A 24,508-nucleotide genomic window follows, 5' to 3' on the forward strand; every position below is an offset into this window, starting at 1 on the left:
CAGGACGCTACCGCGAGGTCAGGTCAGGAAGTACTCCCGGAGCCGCACTTGGTCCTCGACACCGATCTCGAGGCCGCGGCTGAAATACCCCTCGATCCCGCCGTAGGTCGAGTCCACCTCTGCGAAGGCAGCATCGAGGTAGGTGGCATCCACCCCGAGCACCGGAATCAGTAGGTCGGGATCGCCACCGGCGGCGGCGAAGTCGTCGAAGATCGGTTGCAGCGCCGGGACGAGGCGCTCGTTGGTGAGCAGATAGTCATGGTAGACATCGTCTTTCGCCACGCCCATCAGGGTGAGAAAGGATGCCGCCGCCCAGCCGGTCCGGTCCTTGCCGGTGGTGCAGTGGAAGAGCGCCGGCGCTCGATGCTCACCGAGCAGCCCACGAAAGAAGGACCGATAGGACGAGCGCGCGCTGGACAGCGACACCAGTTCCCGATAGGTGCCCGCAATCAGGTTCCGCGCCTTGCCCCCGGACAGTTCCTTACCGGCCATCGCCACCGTCTTCGGATCCGACAGGAAAGCCCCGATGTTGGCCGGAATCGCCAGGGTCGCGTCGGCGAGCACGTCGAGGTGGATGTCGACGACGTCGTCGAGTTGGGGATCGGGCAACGCTTTCCGCTCGGTGGCCGAGCGCAGATCGTAGATCGTGCGCAGGCCCAGCGCTTCGAGGCGCGGCAGGTCGGCGGTGGCCATGGCGGAGAAGTCCGTTGACCGGTAGACCCGACCCGACCCGACCGTCCGATCGTCGGCGGTCGCCCACCCGCCGAGGTCACGCAGATTCGGCAGGGTCTGGACGGGACTGGGAGCACCCGGCGACGAGGTCATCGCACGAGTATCCCAAACCGGCACCCGCCGAAGCATCGGGCGCGTCAGGGAATTCACCTCTTGTTCGGATATCCTGAACGCCGTGGTCGAGCACTCCCCCTCCGGACGTCACCCCGGCGCCCGAATCCGCAGCGCCCGCATGACGAGTGGGGTGTCCCTGCGCGAGTTCTCCCGCCGGATCGGGATCAGCCCCGCGACGCTGAGCGCCACCGAGAACGAGCGGACGGGCATCAGTGTCGAACGACTCGAGACCATTGCCGCGGCACTGGGCATACACCCCTCGACACTGCTCGAGGACGGCCCCCCGCCCGGCTTCGACGAGCCCGGGAACACCGATGATGACGCGGGCACCTCACGGGCGTGGCGCGATTTCGGCGGCGCCGAGGTCGCCGACCCGGTTCTCGATGCGGCGCTGAGTTGCATTGTGGCCAAGGGATATCACGGGTGCTCCATCCGCGACATCGCCGACGCCGCAGGGCTGTCGGTGGCGTCGTTGTACCACCATCACGAGAGCAAGGAGGCCATGCTCGTCGATCTGTTCGACCAGACGATGACCGAGCTGCTCGATCGCGCGGCCGGAGCGCGGGACGACGCGGGCGGCGACCCCGTGCGCGCCTTCACCCTCATGGTGGAAAGCCTTGTCCTGTACCACAGTTACCGTCGGCGATTGTCGTTTCTCGGCGCCACCGAAATGCGCAGCCTCGTCGAGCCCAACCGGCGCCGTATCGCCGATCGTCGCGTCGCGCTGCAGCGCATGTTCGACACGGAGGTCGATCGCGCCGCCGCGCAGGGCCGGTTCGGAGCCCCGCGCCCCCGTGATGCCTCCCGCGCGGTCGTCGGACTGTGCATCGGCGTCGCCGACTGGTACGACCCCGACGGTCCCGACACCCCCGAGCGGATCGCCGCGCTCTACACCCGGTACGCCCTCAATCTCGTCGGTGCACGCCCGTAGTCAGCAGGCTCCACCTCACATTGTTCGGATAAGCCGAACAGTGCACGGTGATATGCGCTTCCGGCACAGCCGTGAAGGCCGCCGGTTCCGGTGTCTGATCACAGTATTGACAGGCACAAGACCAGCAGGCACCCTTATCGTGACCGATCGATCGCTCAGTTGTACGTGGGCGTCGAGCACTCCCACCGAGAGGATCCACCCGTGACCGCATCCGAGAAGACGTTGCAAGGACGCACCGCCATCATCTCCGGCGGCAGCCGCGGAATCGGTGAGGCCATCGCGGTCCGGCTGGCCCGCGCGGGCGCCAACATCACCCTGCTTGCCAAGACCGCCGAGCCGCATCCGAAGCTTCCCGGCACCATCTACACCGCGGCGCAGGCCATCGAAGAGGCCGGGGGACAAGCACTGCCGATCGTCGGCGACATCCGTGACGACCAGCAGGTCGCCGACGCCGTCGCCGCGACCGCCGAACGCTTCGGCGGAATCGACATCGTCATCAACAACGCGAGCGCACTGAACCTCACCGCGACCGCCGAGATCGACATGAAGCGTTACGACCTCATGCAGGACATCAACGCACGCGGCGCATTCTCCCTGTCCCGCAGCGCAATCCCCTATCTGCGCAAGTCCGACCACGCCCATGTGCTGACCCTGTCGCCGCCGATCTCCCTGGAGCCGCACTGGTTCGACGAGATCGGCACCGCCTACACCGTGTCGAAGTTCTCGATGACGATCGTCGCCCTGGGTCTGTCGCGAGAACTGGCTGCCGACGGCGTCGCGTCGAACTGCCTGTGGCCGCGCACCACCATCAGCACCGCCGCCGTGCGGAACATCCTGAGCGAGAAAATGATCGCTCGCAGCCGCAGCACCGAGATCATGTCCGACGCCGCCTACGCGATCCTGTCGAAGGACCCGGCCGCGGCCACCGGCCAGTGCTACATCGACGACGAGGTGCTCTCGGCCAACGGGGTCACCGACTTCGCGAAGTACCGCACCGTCGACAGTGACGACGAGCTGGAGCTCGATTTCTGGACGACTCGCCGATAAGGGTTGCGGTGAGATCGGCGAATCCGGTCTCACCAGGGCGTGGCCCGGGCTAGGATGATCGCCAGCGTCGGCGGTGTCGAGGAGGTAGGGCATGCCCGGAGCACGCTCCACAGGACGTGATCACACCCATCTCGAGGTCGAGGACTACGACCGGATCTTCGGTGTCCTCGAACGCGTCCAGGACGCCGAATCACTGACCGAATTCACCGGCGAACTGCACGAAGCCCTCGGCACCCGGTTCGATCTGCGCCACACCACGTGCTTCACCGGACCGACCTACGATGCGCTCTTCGACGATCCGCAGCCCGTACTGCAGGGCCGGATGTTGCCGCTGTTCCGGATGTATCACGCCGGCCTGCGCTACGACGACGTGTTCCGGCTCCCCGAGGCCCACGCGATCCTCACCCGTAACGCGGCACTGTCGGCCGATGAACTCAAGGATCTACCCACACCCACGCGGGATTATCTGGCGCGCCTGCGCGATTCCGATATCGACGGCGTGCGGACCATCTATCTGCGGCATCCCGGTGGGCACAGTCTGATCGGCCTGTTCTCGCACGAGGCCAATCCGGCCAAGGCCAACATGACGGTGCTGCGACTACTGGGCAAGCAACTCGCCGCCATCGCCCGCCACCTGCCCGAGCATCGCGCACCGGCGCTGACGAAACTGACCCGCCGCCAGCAGGAGGTCGCGCAGTTGGTCGCACAGGGCCTCACCAACGCCGAGATCGCGGCCGTGCTGGTGGTTGCCGAGGACACCGTGAAGAAACACATGAGCCAGATCCTGGCCGTCACCGGTTGCCGGTCCCGGACCGAGCTCGCCCTCTGCCTGGGCTGAGCCCGGTCCGAAAATCGCGTGTGAGCCGGCGACCTTCGGTCAGGAACGACCCCGTGACGGCGTAGATCACGCCACAGCGCACGCCACACGAGCGCACGACTCCCCGAACAGGCCAAGAACAACTCCACCTTCGTGGAATATCGCGTCGCCGCGACCGGTGTGAGCCTGGTTACAGCCCGGCCACCGTTCGACGCCGGCCACACTCGGAGGAAGTCTCGTGTCTCGAATCAAATTCGGAACCTTCATCGCACCGGTCCACAAGCCGGGTAAAAACCCCACGCTTGCCCTCGCGCAAGACCTCGAACTGATCGAACACCTCGATCGGCTCGGCTACGACGAAGCGTGGATCGGCGAACATCACTCCGCAGGTTCGGAGATCGTCGCGTCGCCGGAGATCTTCATCGCCGTCGCGGCCGAGCGCACCAAGCACATCAAGCTCGGCACCGGTGTCACCTCGATCGCCTACCACAACCCGCTGTGGGTGGCCGATCGCATGGTGATGCTCGACCACCTCACCCGTGGTCGCGTGATGCTCGGGGTCGGTCCCGGCTCCCTGCCCACCGACTCGGCGATGATCGGCCTGAACCCCATTCAGACCCGGGAGATCCTCGAGCCCAACCTCAGCATCATCCTGCGGCTCCTCGCCGGGGAGACGGTGACGGAGAAGACGATCACCCACGAGCTGATCGACGCCCGGTTGCAACTGCGTCCGTACTCCGACATCGAGGTCGCCGTCGCCGCGGTCGCCTCGCCGACCGGCGCCCGCCTGGCCGGCACCTACGGGCTCGGACTGCTGAGCATCGGCGCGACGTTGACCCCGGACGGCTTCGACGCCCTGGCCCATCACTGGAACGTCGTCAATGAGCGCGCGGCGCACTCCGGCGCCAAGGTCGATCGCTCCGGCTGGCGGCTGGTCGGTCCGTTCCACATCGCCGAAACCGAGGAGCAGGCCTACCGCGACGTCGAATACGGCATCGAGCACTGGTTCGAGTACTTCCAGCACATCGCCGCCTTCCCGCAGATGGCGGTGTCCGGCAGCAACCTTCGCGAGATGATCGACTTCATCAACAATGCCGGAATCGGCGTCATCGGTACCGCCGAGCAGGCGCGCGCCCAGGTGCAGCGTCTGGTCGATCAGTCCGGCGGATTCGGCTCGATGCTGCTGATGGGTCATGACTGGGCCGACGTCGCCGCCACCAAGCGCTCCTACGAGATCTTCATGCGCGATGTGATCCCGCACTTCCAGGGCCAGTACCAGCCGACCGTCGACGCCGCCGAGCACGCCCGGACCGTGCGTGAATCCCATGCACAGGCCCAGCTCAAGGCGGTCGAGCACATGACGCAGAAGTACCAGGAAGAGACGCAGGTCCGCTGACCGGCCGATCGAGCGATCCCACGGCAACCCAGGTCTGGAAATTCTATGGAAAGAGTTGTCTCACATCATGACTGACTTGCGATCCAGTACCGTCGACGCGATTCTGCGGCGGACCGCACGGCGTTACCCGAACGTCACGGCGATCATCTTCGACGAGCGTTCGTGGACCTACTCCGAACTCGACGACATGGTCACCCGCGCGGCACACACCCTGCTGTCGCGCGGGCTCGGCCACGGCGATCGAGTGGCGACCTACGGCCGCAATTCGGATGCGTATCTGGTGGCGTTCCTGGCGTGCTCACGCGCCGGGCTCCTCCACGTTCCGGTCAACTATGCGCTCACCGGCGAGGAGTTGCGATACCTGATCGACGATTCCGGCGCCGCGCTGGTGCTCGTCGATCCGGATCTGGCGACACACGTGAGCGCGGCGTCGTCGGTGGAACACAGCCCGCTACACGGTGGTCCGGACGCACTGCTGGAGTCCTCGACGTCCGGCACCGTCCCGGTCGTCGATGCCGAGGTCGCCGACACCGATCTGGTGCAGCTGCTCTACACCTCGGGGACCACCTCGCGCCCCAAGGGCGCGATGATGTCGCATCGGGCGCTGATCCACGAGTATTTCTCGTCCATCGAGGCACTCGACTACGCCCGTGACGACAACCCGTTGCATGCCATGCCGCTGTATCACTCGGCCGGCATGCACGTCCTGATGATGCCCTACATCGCCATCGGCGCGACCAATCGCCTCATCAAGGCCCCGGATGTTCCCACGGTTCTGCGTCTGATCGAGTCCGAGCGGATCGGCTCGATCTTCCTCGCGCCGACGGTCTGGGTTCCGTTGTCGCAGCATCCGGATCTGGCGACGCGCGATCTCTCGTCGTTGCGCAAGGCGATCTACGGCGCGTCGATCATGCCGCTTCCCGTGTTGGCGCGCCTGCAGGAGCGACTGCCGGATCTCGGTTTCTACAATGCCTTCGGGCAGAGTGAAATCGGGCCGCTGGCAACCGTTCTGCGGCCCGCGGGCCACGCCGCCCGGCCCGCCTCGTGCGGACTCCCGGTGCTCAACGTGGAGTTGCGGGTGGTCGACACTGACGGCAACGATGTGGCACCGGGAGAAAGCGGTGAGGTCGTCTACCGGTCACCGCAGTTGTGCGACGGTTACTGGAACAATCCCACCGCGACGGCAGAAGCCTTCCGCGACGGCTGGTTTCACTCCGGCGACCTGGTCACGATCGACGAGGAAGGCTACGTCACCGTCGTCGACCGCATCAAGGACGTCGTCAACACCGGAGGAATCCTGGTGGCCTCGCGTGAGGTGGAGGACGCCCTCTACACCCATCCGGCGGTCGCCGAGGTGGCGGTCATCGGTGTCCCCGACGAGAAGTGGATCGAGGCGATCGCGGCCTTCGTGGTGCGCTCCGGCGAGGTCGAGGAGGCCGAGCTGATCGCGCACGCACGCGGTCAACTGGCGGGATACAAGGTGCCCAAGCAGATTCACTTCGTCGAGAGCCTTCCGCGCAACGCCTCCGGCAAACTCCTCAAACGCGAGATCCGTCGCGACATCATCGACGCACCGGTCGGCGAGGTGGCCCGATGAGCCTCGAGGACTTCCGACATGTGCTGGGGCACTTCCCCACCGGGGTGACCGTGGTGACCGCGATGACACCGCAGGGCCCCACCGGATTCTGCTGCCAGTCGTTCTCGTCACTGTCGCTCGACCCGCCGATGGTGCTGATCCTGCCCGCCCGGACGTCGACGACCTGGCCGCGGATCGAGGCCGCCGGACGTTTCTGTGTGAACGTCCTCGGCCACGATCAGGCCGATCTCGCACTCGGCTTCGCCCGGTCCGGCGGTGACAAGTTCGCCGGCGTCACATGGGCGCCCGGCCACAACGGGGCACCGCGTGTCGACGGCGCCTGCGCCTGGATCGAGGCCGAGGTCGCGTCGATCGGCGACGGCGGCGACCACGTCGTCGTCCACGGCCGGGTCTCCGAACTCGCCGCCGACAGTTCGGTGGCGCCGTTGATCTTTCATCGCGGCGAGTTCGCACAGCTCAACTGTGCGTGACCCTTCGCAACCCCCCCACTCCAGAGAAACCGAATCGCAGGAAAACATCATGCGCGCAGCAATGTTCTACGGACAGCAACACGTCGAGATCGTCGATGCCGACGAACCGACACCATCGGCCGACCAGGTCAAGATCAAGGTGGGATTCAACGGGATCTGCGGGTCGGATCTCCACGAATACTATGTCGGCCCCCTCAACATCCCCACCGAACCGCACCCGCTGACCGGGCAGCAGGCACCGCTGATCCTCGGTCACGAGTTCTCCGGGACCATCACCGAAATCGGTTCGGATGTGCAGGGATTCGACGTCGGCGACCGGGTTGCGGTGGAGCCCATCTACTCCTGCGGCACGTGCGACCGCTGCACGAGCGGGCATTACAACACCTGCGCCCAGATCGGCTTCCACGGGTTGATGGCCGACGGCGGGATGGCCGAGTACACCGTGGTACCCACTCGCATGCTGCACAAGCTGCCCGCGGATCTGCCGCTGGAACTCGGTGCACTGGTCGAGCCGATGTCGGTGGCCTATCACGCCGCCTGCCTCGGTGAGGTCGGACCGGGCGATCACGCCGTCGTCTTCGGTGCAGGGCCCATCGGCATCGGGCTGTGGTATGCCCTTCGAGGTCTGGGGCTCACCGACGTCACCGTCGTGGAACCGTCGGCGCCGCGTCGCGAGGCCATCGCCGCTCTCGGTGCGCGCGTACTCGATCCGACCACCGACGACGTCGTCGCGGTGATCGCCAAGGACACCGATGGCCGTGGCGCCGACGCGGTGTTCGACGCCGCAGGTGTCACCGCGACCGTGGCGACCGGATTGGCATGTCTGGCAGCGCGTTCGCCCTTCATCTGTGTCGCCGTCTACGAGAAGCCGATCGAGACCCCGTTGCTCAGCCTGCTGTTCGGCGAGTCCCGCATGCAGGGCTCACTGGGCTACACGTCCGCCGATTTCGACGCGGTCATCGAACTGATGGCGGCCGGGCATTACGACACCACCGGCTGGGTCACCACCGTGCCGATCGACGACGTCGTCGCCGAGGGCTTCGACGCGCTGCACGCCGGGAAGAAGATGAAGGTCCTCATCGAACCGACCCCCGCCTGAGGTTACGGGTCACCGGCCGATGAGCAGCCGCACCCGTCCGTCGGTGTCCTCGCGACGTGCGTTGACCCCGTACACCTCTCGCACGAGTCGGGCGGTCAACACGTCGCCGGGCGGCCCGTCGCCGACGGTCGTGCCCCGATCCATCACGACGACGCGGTCGCAGTACGCCGCAGCCAGATTCAGGTCGTGCAACGCCACCACCGCCGTGAGCGGTGAGTCCGCGACCCGGGCCAGGATGTCGTGTTGGTGACGTAGATCGAGGTGATTGGTGGGTTCATCGAGCACGACGATGTCGGCGCGCTGCGCGAAGGCCCGGGCCAGCAGGACGCGTCGTCGCTCACCGCCGGACATCTCGTGCAGGGTTCTGTCGAGTAGTCCGTCCACCTCCCACAGGCGGGCGAGTTCCTCGATGGCGCGGTGATCCTCACCCCGGTACGGCCGCCAGTCGGACATGCCCGCAGATCGCCCGAGCAACAACACGTCCCGGGCCGTGAACGGCAGTTCGCTGTACTCGTCCTGGCCGACCGATGCGACCATGCGGGCCCGCTCGGAGTCCGAGTGGGCCCGCATCGGTCGGCCACGCAGTCGGCATACGCCGCGCGTGGGTCGTGCTATCCCGGCGAGCACACGTAACAGACTCGTCTTGCCCGAGCCGTTCGGGCCGACGAGTGCGACCTTCTCACCGTCATCGACGCGTAGCGAGACCTCTCGCACCGCGATGACCCCACGGTGTTCGACGCTGACGTCCGACACCTCCACCGCTGCAGCCGAACCGGCTCCCGGCTGCGCGGCGGCGTCGGCAATGCTCACCGCGACGGCACGGTGGCAGCGGTGGCAGCCACCAGCTTCTCGAAACTGTCGACCGCCGACGGTGACGGATTGGACGAGTCGGCGGGCAGCATCACGATCCGCCCGGCGCGTACCGCTTCGAGCGTGCTCACCCCCGGTTCCGCGAGGAATTTCGCTCGGGCGTCGGCCTCGCTCTCGCCGTAACCCCCGTACTTGACCACGATCCACTCGGGTTGGCGCCGGATCAGGCTCTCGGTGGAGATCGTGGCGTAGGTCTCGTGCTGATCGGCGTAGGCATTCTGCAGTCCGGCACTGTTCAGCATGGCATTCGGCAGCCCCGACCCGCCGTACGCCGACAATGGGTCCTCGGAAGAGAAGTAGTAGACCCACGCAGCGGTGTGCCCGGTCGGCGCTCGTCGGGCGGCGGCGATCCGCTTGTCGAGTGCGCTCGCCGCAGCATCCGCGGTCGCCGACGTCCCGAACACGGTGCCCAGGCGCCGGACGTCGGCGCCGATGGTGCCCAGGTCGACCGTCGGTGCGGCATCGGTGGATGCGTCGTGTCCGCACTCGCCCTGTACCGTCAGCATCGTGATCCCCGACTTCCGGATCTGAGCGGGGTCGGCGTTGAACAGTCCGTAGCCGAAGACCAGGTCGGGGTTGGCGACGATGATGTTCTCGGTCGTCGGGTCAGAGGGATCGACGATCAGGGAGTCGTCCGGCCGGTGGGTGAGCGAGGCGGGTAGCGGCGCGCCGAATTCCCCGGTGCGCGCGATGATCTTCTGTGAGGCCCCGGCAGCGTCGAGGATCTCCACCGCTGCGGTTCCGACGGTGAGTACCCGTTCGGGCGCTTTCGCCACCGTGACATCTTTGCCGCAATCGGCCACCGTCACCGGATACCCTTGTGCCGCCGATGAATCAGCGGCTCCACCGGAGCCATCCGAACAGCCGAGCAGGACCACGGCGAGCACCGCCACACCACCGACGACCGGAGCACGTCGAGACGACCAGAGATCTCGTATCACAGTTTCTTCCTTTTCTTTCGCGGGAGTAATTGCGGCTCAGTGCGATTCGGAGCGCCGTCGCCGGTGGAGCAGATACATCAACAGCGGGGTCCCGATCAGCGCGGTCAGGACACCCAACGGGATCTCTCTGGGCGCCAGCGCGGTTCGGGCAAGGGCATCGGCAGCGATGAGGACCGACGCGCCGATGAACGCGCTGGTCGGGATGAGTAATCGATGAGTGGCGCCGACGAGGTGCCGGGCCAGATGCGGAACGACCAGACCGACGAATCCGATGGCGCCGCTGACCGCGACCGCAGCGGCGATCGCCAACGCGGACAACACCGCAACGCGCAGTCGCAACCGTTGGGCATCGACACCGATGCTGCGGGCGACGTCGTCACCGAGCCCCACGGCGTCCAGACGCCTGCCCCAGAGCGCGAGGACGGCCACCACCAGCACACTCACGGTGACGAGTACCGGGACCTGCTGCCATGAGGACTTGCCGAGGGAGCCGAGCATCCAGAACATCACCGCGCGCACCGCATCTCGGTTGTCGGAGAGGACGACGACCAGGTTGGTCACCGCGGCCGCGAAGTAGCCGACGGTCAGACCTGCCAGTACCAGTCGCGAACTGCTCAGCGCCCGGGCTCCGCCGAGCAGGACCACCACCAGCATCAGCGCGACGACCGCCCCGAGAAACGCCCCGGTTGTCGCGCCGGCCACCCCGACAGCCGCGCCGAATCCCGTGGCGATCACCAGCGCCGCCCCCAGCGACGCACCCGAGGAGACACCGAGCAGGTACGGATCGGCGAGGTCGTTACGGACGATCGCCTGCAGCGCACAGCCCGTCGCGCCGAGCACGCCGCCGACGCAGAGGCCGACGATCACTCGAGGTAAGCGCAACTCCCACAACACCGTTGCCGCCGCCGAGGTCGGGGTGGCGCCACCCGTACGAGTCAGGGCGTCGAGGACCGCACCGGGTCCGAGGGTCACCTGACCGACACCGACCATGAGCACCGCGAGCACCGGGGTGCCCACGGCCAACACGGTGAGCACCGCGGCGGGCCGGCCCCATCGCCGTCGCGCGGCGGGGGCCTCCCGGTTGACGAAAGGGCGTTTGACTCGTACGGTCACGCACAAATGATAACCGTTTCCATTAAGGCTGGGTGACATGGGGCATACCGCGCTGCTACGGCTGTGGCAGGGGCGGCGAACGACGTTGCTTGCGTTGATCGCGATCGGTGTGGCCATCGCCGCGAGTTGGCTCGCCCAGGCATTGCTCACCTCGCAGATCTTCGCCCGGGTGCTCACCGGCGGTGGTTGGTCGCGCGACTCGCTCGTGCCGATCACCGTGGCGCTGGCGCTCGTGCTGATCGCGCGGCCGATCCTCGTGCTGCTCCGGCAGCTGATCGCGCAGGCCGTGATGGGGCGGATCAAGGCCGATATCCGTTCTCGCGCACTGCGTTCGTTCGTCCGCCGCAGCGCCGGCGATCCCGGGGCAGGCCGTAGCGGACGCGACCACGCCGTGGTCGTCGACGGGGTGGAGAATCTCGACGCCTACCTGTCGGGCTACGTGCCACAGATCGGTGTGACCGTCACGGTGGTGCTGGCCGCAGGAATCACCATGATCGTCATCGACCCGATGACCGGCGTCATCGCGATGTGCGCAACGATCACTCTCCCTTTCCTACCGCGCCTTTGGGATCGGGCGCTGGCCGCACGCGGGTCCGACCACTGGGACGCCTATCAGGAGTTGCACGCAGAGTTTGTCGAATCGATGCACGGGATGACGACCCTGGTGACCTTCGGTGCCGACGAACGTCGCGAGCAGCAGCTCGCCGAGGCCTCGAAGTCGCTGCTGCACCGGACACTTCGCCAGCTTCGGATCTCGTTGATCGAGTCGGGGCTCTCCGGGTTCTCCCTCGCCGCGATACCCGCGGTGGTCCTGGTGACGGTGGCCCTCGGGCGCGACCACCTCTCCGCGTTCGATGTCTTCGCCCTCGTTCTGCTCTCGATCGAACTCGTGCGCCCCTTCCGCGACCTGGCATCACAATGGCATGCAGGTTACCTCGGGACGTTCTCGGGCCCGGGAATCCTCGACCTGTTGGACGAGGAGTCGGCCCACGCAACCGCCGCATCCACCTCGCGCGCCGAATCCTTCACTGATGCAGCGGGTCCGAGCGCCGACGAGCCGCCGCTGCGCCTGGTGTCGGTCACCGCACGCCATCCGCGGGCGAGCGCACCGACCCTCATCGACGTCTCGCTGACGGCCCACCCCGGGATGACGGCGATCGTCGGCGCCACCGGGTCGGGCAAGTCGACGCTGGCGGCCGTGGCATGCGGCCTACTCGCCCCCGACTCGGGAACCGTTCTGCTGGACGGCCGCGCCCTCACCGAGGACGAGCGTCTCCGACACGTCGCTCTCGTGGCCCAGGACTGTGTGCTGTTCACGGGTACGGTGGCCGACAACATCGCTCTGGGCCTGCCGGCAGGGGCCGACAACGACGTCATCGTCCGCGCTGCCGAGACTGTCGGAATCGGCTGTGACAACGACGCTTTCACTCTGGATACGCCCGTCGGCGAGAACGGTTCGCTGGTCTCGGGCGGGCAACGTCAACGGGTGGCGATCGCGCGCGCCCTCGTGCAGGATCGTGATCTGCTGATCCTCGACGAGGCCACCTCCGCACTCGATCCGGAGTCCGAGCGATCCGTGCTGGCGGCGTTGCGCTCGAACCATCCCAATCTACCGATCATCGCCATCACCCACCGAAGCGCGGTGGCCGACGCGGCCGATCGCGTCGTGACGGTCGATCGGGGCCGAATCATCGCAGACAGCCAGGTAGTCGTCGCCGGCAGGCAGGAAGCCCATGACTGACCCCCGCATCCCGGCGCCAGAAACCCCGCCGATCCCCGTAAAACCCCTTACCGCAGCTGATTCCGACGACTCCTCCGATACCACCCTCAGCGGTGTGATCGCCCCGATCGCGGCCTTGTCCTCCCAAATGCGAGACCAGACCCGGTTGTTCGTCGGTGTGGTGGCGATCGTGTGGACGGTGCTGGTGCTCGGCATCTGCTCATCGCTGCTGTCGGTGGCGACGGCGTCGGCGCTCGTCTCCCGGAACGGTTCGGTGCCGGTGATGCTCACCGGACTCATCGCCACCGTCGTCGGGATCGGAATCGCCTCGTGGACCGAGCAGTGGTTTGCACACGTCCTCGCCTATCGCGTGATCGACATCATCCGCCTTCGGGTCCATCGGGCCATTGCCCGACTCGCCCCGCTCGGACTCGCGCGGCGCACATCCGGTGACACCATTTCCGCGGCGATGACCGATGCGGAGAGCCTCGAATGGTTCTACGCGCACACCGCAGCACAGGTGGTCGCCGGAGCCGCCGCAGGCGCCACCGTCTCGATCGGCGCCGTGGTGTGGCTCGGGCCCGTGGGTCTGCTGCTGCCGCTGGCGCAGGTGATCGTCGTCGCGATACCGCTGCTGCTGTTGCCCGCAGCCGTGAAACAGGGCCACGCACTGCGCAACTCGATCTCGCAGATGTCGGCGGATGCATTGGCCGCGCGCACCAGCGCCCGCGAGTCGGTACTGCTCGGTCGGCTCGACGTCGTCGCCGCGGAGGCGGCCGAGGGAACCAGACGCATCCAGCGGGCCAGGCGCGCACTGGCGGTCCGCGGTGGCATCGAACAGGGCCTGATCGAGGCGACAACCGTCGCAATCGTGTTGGCCGCGTTGGTGTTGTCGGTGCGCGCCGTCGGTGCCGGGGAGCTGGACCCGGCCATGGTGCCGGTCCTGGTCACCTTCGCCGGCGCCGGGGTCTCGCCCGCCATGGCCATCACCGGTGCGCTGGGCAAGCTCGGCGAGTCCTCGGCCGCGGCGTCTCGGGTCCACCGTCTGATCACCACCGCCGGTGTCCGCCCGACAGCGACTCGGACGGCCGCCGGAGATGCCGAGACCAACTCGACGTCGGTGGAGATCTCCGCGCTCACCGTCCGCTATCCCGAGGCACCCGATCCGGCGGTGCGCCTGCTCGATCTCACCGTCGCCGACGGTGAGACCCTCGCCATCGTGGGCCCCAGTGGCGCAGGCAAATCCACGATCGCACTGGCACTGGCCCGCCTCATCGCCGAGGAATCCGGTCGAATCCTCATCGGTGGTGTCGATGTGGCCACCCGCACACCGGAGCAAACACGGCAACACGTGATTCTCGTCGGTCAGCACGCGCACATCTTTCACGCCGATGTCCGCGACAACCTCCTGTGTCCCGAGGCCTCGGACCCCGACATCTGGAATGCGCTCGAGAACGCCCGGCTCGCCGATCACGTCCGGGGGCTGCCAGACGGTCTCGACACGATGATCTCCGAGCGCGGCGCGACCTGGTCTGGCGGTGAACGCCAACGGCTGGGTCTGGCCCGCGGGCTGCTGCGCGAGCCCGATGTCCTGGTCCTCGACGAGCCGACCGCGGGGCTGGATCCGGACACCGAAGACGAGTTCCTCACGGCCCTGCGCAACGCTCGCCGGGATCGCACCACGATCATCGTGTCGCATCGCGTCGCGGTGATGCGCGCCTGCGACCGTGTCGCCCTGCTCGACGCCGGGCGAATCCTGGCCACCGGACACCACGACCAGCTGGTCGAGACCTCACCGGCCTATCGCAAGCTGATCGGCACCGCCGATGATGGCGACCCGGCCGAGTGGTCGCGGTGAGATCCGGTCGAGCCCACCCCGAGTTGTTGTCCGCTACGAGTTGGTCGAAAGGAGGTGAATCCATGTCGGAGATCACGATCGTCGCTGTCGAAGAAGAACGTGCCGAGGAGGCGGTGCTCGCACCCAATTCCAATCATCACGGTCACGTGGCAACCGCCTTCTCCTGGAAGTGATCCCGGAGGAGCTGGTGTCGGCGCTGCCCCGGGACACGTTCCGGGGCAGCGCCTCTCGTCCTCTCGACCGTCTGAGTTCCGTTCCGTGCCGTTGCCGGCCGCCATTGTTTCCTGGAGTGTGTCATGACAACCCCACGCCCGTTGATCTCCGCCGCCATCGCGCCGGCCACCGGCGTCGAGATACGTCCACTCGACGCCACGTCGTGTGTGATCAGCCGCGGCGAATCGCATCACGTGATCGGGTTGCCCGCCGCGACGGCAGTAATACTCATGACGGCGTGGCAGGCCGGTCGCGACGACCTGATGGGCGAGGACCTCGCGCGCGCCGTCCGGCCGCTGCGCGCCCTCGTCGACGCGCACGCACACTCGTCGACCCTCGCAACGGACACCGTGAGCGTGCCGGAAGTTCCCCGCCGTGGCATCAGCGCGGTCATGACCGGAGACGACGACCTCGTCGAGGCGTTCGTCGAACTGGCGCATCCCGATGACGGTCTCGTGCCCTTCGCATGGACGGGCGCTCGTGCCGCTGTCAACCGGGCATTCACCGCGAGAACCGCTCTGGTCGTGGGCATCCGTGGTGCACGGGAGTCCGATTTGATCGACATCGATCGGATGTGCCACGACATGCGGGTGCCGTGGATACCCGTCGAGCTGACGCGCAGTCGACTGTGGGTGGGCCCTCTGGTGACCCCGGGATGCGGTGCGTCGTACGAGGATACGGCCGCACGCCGGCTCGCGGCCGCCCGGGACACCCGCGTTCACCGCGTGCTGCGCACCCCTGCGATCACCGGCGATCAAGGTGCGTCACCGGCCGAGCTGGCCCCGTTGATCTCCGCCGCGCTCGACATCATCGCCGACGGTGCCCCCGCATCGTCGGATCGCGTCGCCGGAGGAGGTGATGTCCTGCACGAGTTGTGGATCGCCGACGACGGGGTGGCCCACCGACGTCACCCCGTTCTGCCGATGCCGCACCGCACGACCGTCCATCGCGATCACACGATCGACGACCTCGTCGACGATCGCACCGGGGTCATCGTCCGCGTGCGCAGCGTCACCCATGATCGCCGCGTGCCCGCCACACTCGCCACCCGGCAAGCCGACGTCGCCGACATCCGCGCGGTCAGCCCGTGGGCCAACAACATTCTCTGCCAGGGCTCGACGTTGGACGACGCCGAAAGCGCACGGCTGGCGGCGCTCGGTGAATCCGCGGAACGCTACTGCGGCAACATCCTCGACACCCTGCCGGTCACCTGGGGCTCCTTCGACGAGCTCACCCGACGCGGCATCCCGGTTCTCGATCCGCGAGAACTGGTGCTCTACAGCGACGATCAGCATCGCTCCCCCGGATTCCCGTTCGTCCCGTTCACCCGCGATCTCCGCGTGCACTGGGTACCCGGGCGTCGTCTCGCCGACGGCTCCGACGTCCTGGTGCCCGCCTCGCTGGTCTATGTCAACTGGTACTCCGCCGGCTTCGCCGCGGCGCCGCCGACCAACTTCTGCGCCTTCGCCGGCATCGCCGCCGGACCCGACGAGGACTTCGCCGTCGCCGGCGCCCTCGAGGAGATCATCGAGCGTCACGCGACGATGGTCTGGTGGCTCAATGCCGCGCAGCTACCGGCGGTCGACGGCATCGAGATGCCCGGTCTCTCACCGGGGATGCGCCAGTTCGTGATCCGCCTCGACAACGAGTTCGGCGTCCCGGTGGCGGCGTCGGTGGTGCACGACGACGTCGACGCACTGGTCAATGTCGGGTTCTCCGCCCGGCCGCGGTTCGCCGACGCCGCGCGCAAGGCGCTCACCGAGGCATTCACGCTGCAGGAGGGATCACGAGATCTGTTGCGGTCCAACGGTCTGCACTGGAAGGTGATGGCCGACGGCGAACTCAACGGGCGCGCATTCAAACCCTGGCGGGCCGACCGCGCCTACCTCGACGACTTCCGCGCCGACATGCACGACTGCGACGACCTCATGGTGCAGCAGCAGGTCTACCTCGATCCGCGGGCCCGACACCGCATGGCGCATCTGCTCGAGCCGACGACGAGTATCCCTGTGCGGACCATCGCCGAACTCCCGACCCGATCTGCCGCGGGGTATCGTGATGCGCTACTCGCGAACGGAATCGATCCGATCGTCGTCGACATCACCACCGGCGACATCGGTAGCGCGGGCATGCGCGTGGTTCGGGTCATCGCGCCGGGGACCGTCGGCAACGCGCCGGCGGCGTTTCCCTTCCTCGGCCGGTCACGGGTCCGCAACCTCGCCGTAGAGCTCGGCTGGCGGACCACCCCACTCGCCGAGGATCAACTCAACTATTTCCCGATGCCGCATGCCTGACACGCTGCGCGCCACACGAATACGACATCGCGGCGACATTCCCGTGGCATTTCGGCACCATCAGGTGTCCTTACCCCGACACGAGGGCGTCGACGCCCAGGCCGTCGTGGTCGACCTCGCTGCCGTCGATGATCCGGACTCGCTGCGGTGGGCGGCACTGCGCCACTGGTGGTCGGCCGATCACCATCGGCTGCCGCGCAGGTTCGCCGCGGGCGACGACCTGGAGGCCGAGGGCGCGGAGGCACTCGACGTCGCGGCCCTGGGCCTGATCGATCCCGATCTGCTCACGGAGCCGGGATGCCCGGTCACTCAACCGGATACGGACATACCTCGCACCTGGGTGGCCGCCACCCGATGTCGATTGTCGGCGACCGAGGGAGCCGGGTACCGCTCCGGTTGGGTGCCCTACACCCTCGCCTTTCCGCGCGGATGGGATACCGAGCCCGGCGAACCCCGCGATCATCCACCGTTCCTCGCCGGCCTCGGTGCGGGTCGGACCCATGCGGCCGCGGTCGCCGAGGCGTGGGCGGGCCTGGCCGTGGAGGACGCGCTGTGGCGGTGGTGGTCGGGCGACCGGCCCCAGGTCGTCGACGCCTCGGTCCCGCCACATGCGCAGACGGCCGGCCTGTGGGCGGACTGCCCGTTGACGCTCACACTGCAGTTGTTGCCCACGTGTCTGGGTGGCGTGGTAACCCTTGCCGCGGTGGATGATTCGGAGATCATTGCCGTGGGTGGCGGCTACGGACACGATGTGCGGGCGCAGCGCACGGCGATAGCCCGGGCGCTGTGGCAACTGGTCACCGCCCGATCCCTGGGCGAGGCAACGAGTCCCATGTACTGTGCGGGCACGTCAGGGCTGCCACCACACCGGGCCGAGCGCGACTATCTCTGCGCAGCGGGCCCGCGCCACCGTCGCCTGCTGGATCCGGTCGCCCACGTGCAGCTGCTCCTCGATCCGCTCGTACGCAATGCCGTTCGCGAACGGATCGGATCCCCCGTTCTCGTCACGAAGACCCCGGGAACGCACAACGAACACGGCCGGGCGGCGGCACTGGAGAACCTGCCGCACGGATACGCGTGGCGCGTCGACCTGTCGCCCCCGGAGGACGCAACCGGTTGCTGCGTGCGATTTCTCGTCCCCGGTGCGGCGACACTACCTCTCGGCGCGTTCCCGCCCGACCCGTCGGTCACCGCTACGACGCGGGGTGCCCTGCCGTTTCCGGGTTGGTAGACCGATCCGCCGGTGGTCGGCGGGAATAGGGCGCCGTGTCCACCGACTCGGTGCCGTCGGTCTGGTCGGGTCCGGTGGGCATGGCGCACACGCCGTCGACGCACACCTGGCCGGCCTGCCCGATCATCTCGAGCGGCGAAGGCGACGAATCGTCGTCAGGCATCGGCGCGCTCCCGCGCCACCGTGCGCAATGCGTCGGCGAAGGTCTCCGGCGACTGCGCGCCCGAGAGACCGTAGCGTCCGTCGATCACGAAGAACGGGACGCCACTGATGCCGTACGCACGGGCCTGCGCGATGTCGGCGGCCACGGCGTCGGCGTAGGTGCCGTCGGTCAGGGCGCGAAGCGCATCGTCGCGGTCGAGTCCGATGTCGGCCGCGAGGTCGGCGAGGTCGGCGGCCCGTCCCACATGCCGACCTTCGGTGAAGTAGGCGCGGAACAGCCGTTCGACCATGTCGAGCTGGCGCCCTTGGGCTTTCGCGAAGTGCAGCAGTTGGTGCGCCGTGAGCGTGTTGGTGTGCTGTAGCGCGTCGAAGTCGTAGGTCAGTCCCGCCTCGGCGGCGATCGCGGTGACCTGCGCCAGCATCTGCCCGACCTGGTCGCGGGGCATGCCCTTGTGGCCGACGAGGAAGTCGACCTCGGTGCCGTCGAAGTCGACCGGGGTGTCGGGGGCCAGCTCGAAGCTGTGATAGGTGACGGTGACCCGATCGGCGAGACCGGATTCGGCGAGACCTGCCTCGAACTTGCGCTTGCCGATGTAGCACCACGGGCAGGCGATGTCGGACCACACGTCGACGGGGATCGTTGAACTCACGAGCGGTTCAACCGTCGTCATCGGGCCGGCATTCCGGCCACGCGCAGCAGATTCCGCGGAAGGTTCGCTCCTGGCGCGACGTTCCGCGGAATCTGCGCAGACGCCGAAGGCCGGCCACCCCGTGGGGTGACCGGCCTTCGAACGTGTAACGCTGTGTGAGCGCTGGGTTCTGATCAGCTCAGAAGCCCATGCCGCCCATCTCGTCGCCACCCGGCATGGCCGGGGCCGGGTTCTTCTCCGGCTTGTCGGCGACGACGGCCTCGGTGGTGAGGAACAGCGCCGCGATCGAGGCTGCGTTCTGCAGCGCCGAGCGGGTGACCTTCACCGGGTCGTTGATGCCTGCGGCCAGCAGGTCCTCGTAGGTGCCGGTGCCGGCGTTGAGGCCGGTGCCCTTCGGCGAGTTGAGGATCTTGTCGGCGACGACGCCCGGCTCGAGCCCGGCGTTGAAGGCGATCTGCTTGGCCGGAGCCGACAGTGCAACCCGGACGATGTTGGCGCCGGTGGCCTCGTCACCCTCGAGCGAGAGCGCGTCGATGGCCGGCTCGGACTGCAGCAGGGCCACGCCACCGCCGGCGACGATGCCCTCTTCGACGGCAGCCTTCGCGTTGCGGACGGCGTCCTCGATGCGGTGCTTGCGCTCCTTGAGCTCGACCTCGGTGGCCGCGCCTGCCTTGATGACCGCAACACCGCCGGCCAGCTTGGCCAGGCGCTCCTGCAGCTTCTCACGGTCGTAGTCGGAGTCGCTGTTCTCGATCTCGGTGCGGATCTGCGCCACGCGACCGGCGATCGCGTCGGCATCGCCGGCGCCGTCGACGATGGTGGTCTCGTCCTTGGTCACCACGACCTTGCGGGCGGTACCGAGCAGCTCGACGCCTGCACCCTCGAGCGAGAGGCCGACCTCTTCGCTGATGACCTCGCCACCGGTGAGGATGGCGATGTCGGCCAGCATGGCCTTGCGACGGTCACCGAAGCCCGGAGCCTTGACGGCGACGGACTTGAAGGTGCCACGGATCTTGTTGACGACCAGGGTCGAGAGGGCTTCGCCCTCGACGTCCTCGGCGATGATCAGCAGCGGCTTGCCTGCCTGGATGACCTTCTCGAGCAGCGGCAGCAGATCCTTGACGGTCGAGACCTTGCCCGACACGAGCAGGATGTAGGGATCCTCGAGGACGGCTTCCTGACGATCGGCGTCGGTCACGAAGTAGCCCGAGATGTAGCCCTTGTCGAAGCGCATGCCCTCGGTGAGCTCCAGCTGCAGCCCGAAGGTGTTGGACTCCTCGACGGTGATGACGCCTTCTTTGCCGACCTTGTCCATCGCCTCGGCGATGAGCTCACCGATCGATGCGTCGCCTGCGGAGATGCCGGCCGTCTGAGCGATCTGCTCCTTGGTCTCGACCTCCTTGGCGCTCTTGAGCAGCGACTCGGTGACGGCCTCGACGGCCTTCTCGATGCCGCGCTTGAGGCCGAGCGGGTTGGCGCCGGCGGCGACGTTGCGCAGGCCCTCGCGCACGAGCGCCTGGGCGAGCACGGTGGCGGTGGTGGTGCCGTCACCCGCGACGTCGTCGGTCTTCTTGGCAACTTCCTTGACGAGCTCCGCGCCGATCTTCTCGTACGGGTCCTCGAGCTCGATTTCCTTGGCGATGGAGACACCATCGTTGGTGATGGTGGGGGCGCCCCACTTCTTCTCCAGAACGACGTTGCGACCCTTGGGGCCCAACGTCACCTTGACAGCGTCGGCGAGGCTGTTGAGGCCCCGCTCGAGGCCGCGGCGGGCCTCTTCGTCGAACGCGATTTGCTTGGCCATGGGTAAGTGATCCTCCGATAGGGGGTGACACCAGGTATCTATGGCCGGACTCGGTGCCCGCGACGGACGACCGGTGTGTCATTCGGAACCGATCTCACCGTCCCGACCTGGCACTCACGGTCCGTGAGTGCCAACGTCCGTTTTAGCACTCGACCATGGCGAGTGCAAGGTCTGGTCGGACCTCCTCAGCCGTGGGCCACGAGCAGCGGCACGAGTTGTTCGTCGGCGGTCCACGCGCCGTGGTGCCCGATCATCCTCGCCTCGAGCGGTTCTGCGTCGCCGCGGACCAACACGGTGCGGTCGCGGGCGACGGCCACGACATCACCGATCCGTTGCGCGATGTCCGGATTCACCTCGATGCCGAACCACGCCTCGTCGACGGCCTGCTCGCGCGTGGCGACGCGGGCGTCGGCGCCGAGTTCGGTGGTCCACGTGGCGAGAACGTCGTCGCGGGCGCCGTCGGCGACGTAGAGGTGGCGCACCCGCGGTTCCCCGGCGATCATCTCCACCCCGGCCGTCCAGTGCGGGTCCGCGTCGAGATCGACGCGCCGTCCCGCGGCGAGCATGCCGTGATCACCGGTGACCGCGAGCACGGCGTCGGCCGGCAGATCCGCCGCGAGGTCGGCGACGAGTGCATCGACCGTGCGCAGGGTGCGCAGCCATTCCGGTGAGCCGGGGCCGTATCGGTGTCCGGCGGCGTCGAGGTCGGAGAGGTAGGCGTAGACGAATCCCCGGCGGCCCGACCGCTGCGCCAGCGCGGTGCCCACACCCTCACGAACGAGGTCGGGGTTATTGGCGGCCAGATGGCGTCCGGTGGCGCGGAAGGCCACCTGGGTCAAGCCGGTCCCGCGGAACTCCCCGGGCATCACGTAGCTGATCGACACCCCGTGCTCGGCGAGTCCGGCGAGCGCACCGGCGAGTGGGGCGACGAGATCGGGTGGATAGGTGGCCATCGCCGACGGTCCGTCGGCGGCGTCCATGGTCCAGCGCAACGCGTTGAGCATCCGGCGCGGACCCGTGGTACGGCAGTGGTCATCGGGCCGGAAGGCGTAACCGATGATGCCGTGCAGGCCGCACGCGGTACCGGTGGTCAGGCTGGTGATCGAAGTGGCGGTGGTGGCCGGGAACCCGGCCCGCAGGGTGGTGGTGTGCAGCGCCGACAGCGTCGGCGCGACATCGGCATGACGGTGCAGCAGCCGATCACCGAGACCGTCGACGAGCAGCAGTACGACGTCGGCGGCCGCGACTTTCGGCATCGACGCAACCGGTTGCGGGCCGACACCCAACACACCTGCGGCCCAACCCATTACCCCGGCAAGGGTGTTGGGGTGGCCGGCCCACTGGGTGGGTGGGAGTTCGTCGAGCGACTCGCCGGGGATGTCGGTGGTCATGACCCGCCATTGTGCACGAGCCGGTGCACGGTCAGGACTGCAACAGCCGTCCCCAAGGATCTCGAGGTCGGCGAAGGTGACGCGGGCGGCCAACCGGGCGGTAGGGCCGTCGAACACCTCGAACACCTGGCGCAGCATGTCCTCGTGGCGAGGCAGTGCTCGTCATCGCTTCGAGTAAACCGCCCGGGCCAGTCAGGCTTCCGCCGGCCTCGCGGGCCTGACAGACCAGTTGGCGAGCCACCTCGAGTACGTCGCCATGGCGGCCCGCAGGAACCTCGCACTGCTCTCACGACAGTCCCCATACTCGTTCCCTACTCCGTTACCTCGTCGCTCAAATGTCTTGGTGATCAGCGGGATTGCGATTGGTCGCCGCCGGGTGCCGACACTTGCCGTGAGCGGGGTGTCATCGTGTGCTGGGGGCCCATCGTCGAGGTCCGGGGGTGTCGATGACTGTGCCGGCGACCACGTAGCATGCGGACCGCCACTGTCAGAGAGTGCCGTTTTGGCATATTGTGCCGAGACGCTTGTATGCTGAGTGCTGTGAGCGACGGACCAGTTTTGCGGGCGCGACGGCATGAGCAGACCCTGCTTGACGTTTCCGACACCGCGCTCCAGTTGTTCGTGGCCAAGGGATACTCCGCGACAACGGTGGCTGAGATTGCCGAGGCCGCCAACGTTTCCGTCCGAACCTTCCACCGCTGTTTTGCAGCGAAAGAAGAGGCTATCGGCCCGGCTCTCGATGCCGGTTGGAACATGTACGTACAGGCGTTCGCGTCACGTCCACCCCACGAGAACGTGATCGACGGCCTTACCGAAGCGCTCAGGACTGCACTGGAGGGTCCTTCCGGTCGTCGGCACAGACTGTTCCTGCGCGCTTTGGCAGACTCACCCGCCCTGCACCCGGCCTGGCTGAGCGTTCACGATCGCGCTCTCAACGCCCTACGACCTGTTCTCGCTCAACGCCTTGGGATGGGTCCCGCCGATGCCCAGGCGGATTTCGCTGCTGGATGCGTGATCGCGGCCAACCGAGTCGGCGTGGAAAGCTGGGCCCGCCAGACCGACCAACCGATCCTCGACACAGTCCGGACGCTGCTGCTCTCAATTGATCATCTGTTGAGCCCTGAGGTCGGCCGACCTCCCAACGAAAAGAGAAACTCATGACATCGTCGAGTCGACTGACCGGGCGAGTTGCGTTCGTCACGGGCGCCGCCCGCGGCCAAGGACGTGCCGAGGCCGTCGCGTTCGCAGAGGAGGGGGCAGACGTCATCATCACCGACCTCTGTGCCCAGCCCACCGAAACCGACTACCCGGCCGCGACACCAGCGGATCTGGAGGAAACGGTCGCCTTGGTGGAGAAGACCGGGCGGCGCGCCATTCACGCCACGGCTGATGTCCGCGATGCCGATGCGTTAACGGCCCTGGTGACCAGAGGAGTCGAAGAGTTGGGTCGGCTGGACATCGTTGTTGCAAATGCAGGAATCGTGTCCTGGGGTCGGTTCTGGGAAATGACACCACGCCGATGGAACGACATGATCGATATTAACCTCACCGGCGTATTCAACACTTTCCGCGCCGCAGTGCCAACAATGATCGACCTCGGTAACGGCGGGTCCATCATTGCCACCAGTTCCGTATCAGGTATCAAATCGCTTCCCGGACAGGCGCACTACAGCGCCGCCAAACATGGAGTCGTTGGTCTCGTGAAAACGGCAGCTATCGAGCTTGCACCGTATAAGATCCGCGTGAACTCTGTACACCCGTGGGGGGTCAACACCGCGATGGGCGGCATGGGGATCGACGGACAGAAGGTCTTTGAAGACAACCCGTCCTACGCCGCGGCCATGGGCCAGTACTGGTTCGAGCCACCAATTTCCGAGCCCGAAGACATCGCAGCATCTGTGGTCTTTCTCGCTAGCGACGACGCCCGGACCATCACCGGTATCCAACTCCCCGTCGACCACGGAGCAACAAAAATCTGAAGGATTGGCGTTGTCAACTCGTGCAAGCAACGTTGCCGCGTAGCAGGCCTTTGAATCGCCCCGGGTTTGCTGGAGGCTC

General features: G+C 67.2%; 20 protein-coding genes. 13 read left to right on the forward strand and 7 right to left on the reverse strand.

Translation table 11 applies throughout. The features are described from left to right. Positions 1–18: 18 nt before the first annotated feature. Positions 19–825: a tyrosine-protein phosphatase gene (locus tag QNM97_RS19280; RefSeq protein WP_283819882.1), complete on the reverse strand. Its 807-nt coding sequence runs from the start codon at positions 823–825 to the stop codon at positions 19–21. Positions 826–907: 82 nt separating this feature from the next. Between QNM97_RS19280 and QNM97_RS19285 the strand changes: the two genes are divergently transcribed. The 7 genes from QNM97_RS19285 to QNM97_RS19315 all read left to right on the forward strand — a co-directional run bounded on the left by QNM97_RS19285 (position 908) and on the right by QNM97_RS19315 (position 8,203). After that, on the forward strand, positions 908–1,777 hold the full coding sequence (locus tag QNM97_RS19285) for a TetR-type transcription factor C-terminal domain-containing protein (RefSeq protein ID WP_283819883.1): 870 nt from the start codon (positions 908–910) through the stop codon (positions 1,775–1,777). Between the two features lie 201 nt (positions 1,778–1,978). Next, positions 1,979–2,824 carry an SDR family oxidoreductase gene (locus QNM97_RS19290; RefSeq protein ID WP_283819884.1) on the forward strand — a complete coding sequence of 282 codons (846 nt, stop codon included), beginning with the start codon at positions 1,979–1,981 and terminating at the stop codon, positions 2,822–2,824. Between the two features lie 91 nt (positions 2,825–2,915). Beyond that, complete coding sequence (locus QNM97_RS19295; protein WP_283819885.1) at positions 2,916–3,662, forward strand: helix-turn-helix transcriptional regulator; 747 nt, start codon at positions 2,916–2,918, stop codon at positions 3,660–3,662. A gap of 217 nt (positions 3,663–3,879) precedes the next feature. Then, the gene (locus tag QNM97_RS19300) at positions 3,880–5,037 is read left to right on the forward strand and encodes an LLM class flavin-dependent oxidoreductase (RefSeq protein WP_283819886.1); all 1,158 of its coding nucleotides are present in this window, start codon (positions 3,880–3,882) and stop codon (positions 5,035–5,037) included. A 67-nt stretch (positions 5,038–5,104) separates the two neighbouring features. Continuing rightward, positions 5,105–6,634, forward strand: a complete 1,530-nt coding sequence (locus QNM97_RS19305) for a fatty acyl-CoA synthetase (RefSeq protein ID WP_283819887.1) — start codon at positions 5,105–5,107, stop codon at positions 6,632–6,634. Continuing rightward, positions 6,631–7,104: a flavin reductase family protein gene (locus tag QNM97_RS19310; RefSeq protein ID WP_283819888.1), complete on the forward strand. Its 474-nt coding sequence runs from the start codon at positions 6,631–6,633 to the stop codon at positions 7,102–7,104. The genes QNM97_RS19305 and QNM97_RS19310 overlap by 4 nt, the downstream gene beginning before the upstream one ends. Before the next feature lie 49 nt (positions 7,105–7,153). Beyond that, positions 7,154–8,203, forward strand: coding sequence for a 2,3-butanediol dehydrogenase (locus QNM97_RS19315; RefSeq protein WP_283819889.1), 1,050 nt, complete (start codon positions 7,154–7,156; stop codon positions 8,201–8,203). A 9-nt stretch (positions 8,204–8,212) separates the two neighbouring features. Here QNM97_RS19315 and QNM97_RS19320 read toward each other — a convergent pair whose 3' ends face one another. From QNM97_RS19320 to QNM97_RS19330, 3 genes are all read right to left on the reverse strand, one after another. After that, positions 8,213–9,013: an ABC transporter ATP-binding protein gene (locus QNM97_RS19320; RefSeq protein WP_283819890.1), complete on the reverse strand. Its 801-nt coding sequence runs from the start codon at positions 9,011–9,013 to the stop codon at positions 8,213–8,215. Next, positions 9,010–9,960: an ABC transporter substrate-binding protein gene (locus tag QNM97_RS19325; protein ID WP_283819891.1), complete on the reverse strand. Its 951-nt coding sequence runs from the start codon at positions 9,958–9,960 to the stop codon at positions 9,010–9,012. The genes QNM97_RS19320 and QNM97_RS19325 overlap by 4 nt, the downstream gene beginning before the upstream one ends. A 90-nt stretch (positions 9,961–10,050) precedes the next feature. Beyond that, a complete protein-coding gene (locus tag QNM97_RS19330; RefSeq protein ID WP_283819892.1) occupies positions 10,051–11,127 on the reverse strand; it encodes a FecCD family ABC transporter permease in 1,077 nt (358 codons plus the stop codon). A gap of 37 nt (positions 11,128–11,164) precedes the next feature. On the opposite strand from QNM97_RS19330, the gene QNM97_RS19335 reads away from it, so the two are divergent. The 4 genes from QNM97_RS19335 to QNM97_RS19350 all read left to right on the forward strand — a co-directional run bounded on the left by QNM97_RS19335 (position 11,165) and on the right by QNM97_RS19350 (position 18,443). Beyond that, on the forward strand, positions 11,165–12,868 hold the full coding sequence (locus QNM97_RS19335) for an ABC transporter ATP-binding protein/permease (RefSeq protein ID WP_283819893.1): 1,704 nt from the start codon (positions 11,165–11,167) through the stop codon (positions 12,866–12,868). Positions 12,869–12,962: 94 nt separating this feature from the next. Further along, complete coding sequence (locus QNM97_RS19340) at positions 12,963–14,705, forward strand: amino acid ABC transporter ATP-binding/permease protein (protein ID WP_283819894.1); 1,743 nt, start codon at positions 12,963–12,965, stop codon at positions 14,703–14,705. Between the two features lie 296 nt (positions 14,706–15,001). Beyond that, positions 15,002–17,212, forward strand: a complete 2,211-nt coding sequence (locus QNM97_RS19345) for a YcaO-like family protein (protein ID WP_283819895.1) — start codon at positions 15,002–15,004, stop codon at positions 17,210–17,212. Between the two features lie 64 nt (positions 17,213–17,276). Next, entirely contained in the window at positions 17,277–18,443 is a 1,167-nt protein-coding gene (locus QNM97_RS19350; RefSeq protein WP_283819896.1) for a YcaO-like family protein, read from the forward strand. A 155-nt stretch (positions 18,444–18,598) separates the two neighbouring features. Here the strand turns inward: QNM97_RS19350 and QNM97_RS19355 are convergent, their stop codons facing one another. The 3 genes from QNM97_RS19355 to QNM97_RS19365 form a co-directional block, all read right to left on the reverse strand. Then, a complete protein-coding gene (locus QNM97_RS19355; protein ID WP_502874937.1) occupies positions 18,599–19,255 on the reverse strand; it encodes a DsbA family oxidoreductase in 657 nt (218 codons plus the stop codon). 178 nt (positions 19,256–19,433) lie between these two features. Continuing rightward, positions 19,434–21,059 carry a chaperonin GroEL gene (gene groL, locus QNM97_RS19360; RefSeq protein ID WP_283819898.1) on the reverse strand — a complete coding sequence of 542 codons (1,626 nt, stop codon included), beginning with the start codon at positions 21,057–21,059 and terminating at the stop codon, positions 19,434–19,436. Positions 21,060–21,244: 185 nt separating this feature from the next. Beyond that, a complete protein-coding gene (locus tag QNM97_RS19365) occupies positions 21,245–22,450 on the reverse strand; it encodes an alkaline phosphatase family protein (protein ID WP_283819899.1) in 1,206 nt (401 codons plus the stop codon). Positions 22,451–22,990: 540 nt separating this feature from the next. Between QNM97_RS19365 and QNM97_RS19370 the strand changes: the two genes are divergently transcribed. Continuing rightward, the gene (locus QNM97_RS19370) at positions 22,991–23,611 is read left to right on the forward strand and encodes a TetR/AcrR family transcriptional regulator (RefSeq protein WP_283819900.1); all 621 of its coding nucleotides are present in this window, start codon (positions 22,991–22,993) and stop codon (positions 23,609–23,611) included. Continuing rightward, positions 23,608–24,429 carry a mycofactocin-coupled SDR family oxidoreductase gene (locus QNM97_RS19375; protein ID WP_283819901.1) on the forward strand — a complete coding sequence of 274 codons (822 nt, stop codon included), beginning with the start codon at positions 23,608–23,610 and terminating at the stop codon, positions 24,427–24,429. The genes QNM97_RS19370 and QNM97_RS19375 overlap by 4 nt, the downstream gene beginning before the upstream one ends. Positions 24,430–24,508: the final 79 nt, after the last annotated feature.

This window comes from Gordonia sp. L191 (assembly GCF_030077625.1).
In the GTDB taxonomy this organism is placed as follows: domain Bacteria; phylum Actinomycetota; class Actinomycetes; order Mycobacteriales; family Mycobacteriaceae; genus Gordonia; species Gordonia polyisoprenivorans_A.

Excerpts from the sequence above, each read along its gene's own strand:
- QNM97_RS19280 (WP_283819882.1), bottom strand. The coding sequence starts at position 825 with ATGACCTCGTCGCCGGGTGCTCCCAGTCCCGTCCAGACCCTGCCGAAT.
- QNM97_RS19295 (WP_283819885.1), top strand. The coding sequence starts at position 2,916 with ATGCCCGGAGCACGCTCCACAGGACGTGATCACACCCATCTCGAGGTC.
- QNM97_RS19305 (WP_283819887.1), top strand. The coding sequence starts at position 5,105 with ATGACTGACTTGCGATCCAGTACCGTCGACGCGATTCTGCGGCGGACC.
- QNM97_RS19310 (WP_283819888.1), top strand. The coding sequence starts at position 6,631 with ATGAGCCTCGAGGACTTCCGACATGTGCTGGGGCACTTCCCCACCGGG.
- QNM97_RS19315 (WP_283819889.1), top strand. The coding sequence starts at position 7,154 with ATGCGCGCAGCAATGTTCTACGGACAGCAACACGTCGAGATCGTCGAT.
- QNM97_RS19335 (WP_283819893.1), top strand. The coding sequence starts at position 11,165 with ATGGGGCATACCGCGCTGCTACGGCTGTGGCAGGGGCGGCGAACGACG.
- QNM97_RS19345 (WP_283819895.1), top strand. The coding sequence starts at position 15,002 with ATGACAACCCCACGCCCGTTGATCTCCGCCGCCATCGCGCCGGCCACC.
- groL (WP_283819898.1), bottom strand. The coding sequence starts at position 21,059 with ATGGCCAAGCAAATCGCGTTCGACGAAGAGGCCCGCCGCGGCCTCGAG.
- QNM97_RS19365 (WP_283819899.1), bottom strand. The coding sequence starts at position 22,450 with ATGACCACCGACATCCCCGGCGAGTCGCTCGACGAACTCCCACCCACC.
- QNM97_RS19375 (WP_283819901.1), top strand. The coding sequence starts at position 23,608 with ATGACATCGTCGAGTCGACTGACCGGGCGAGTTGCGTTCGTCACGGGC.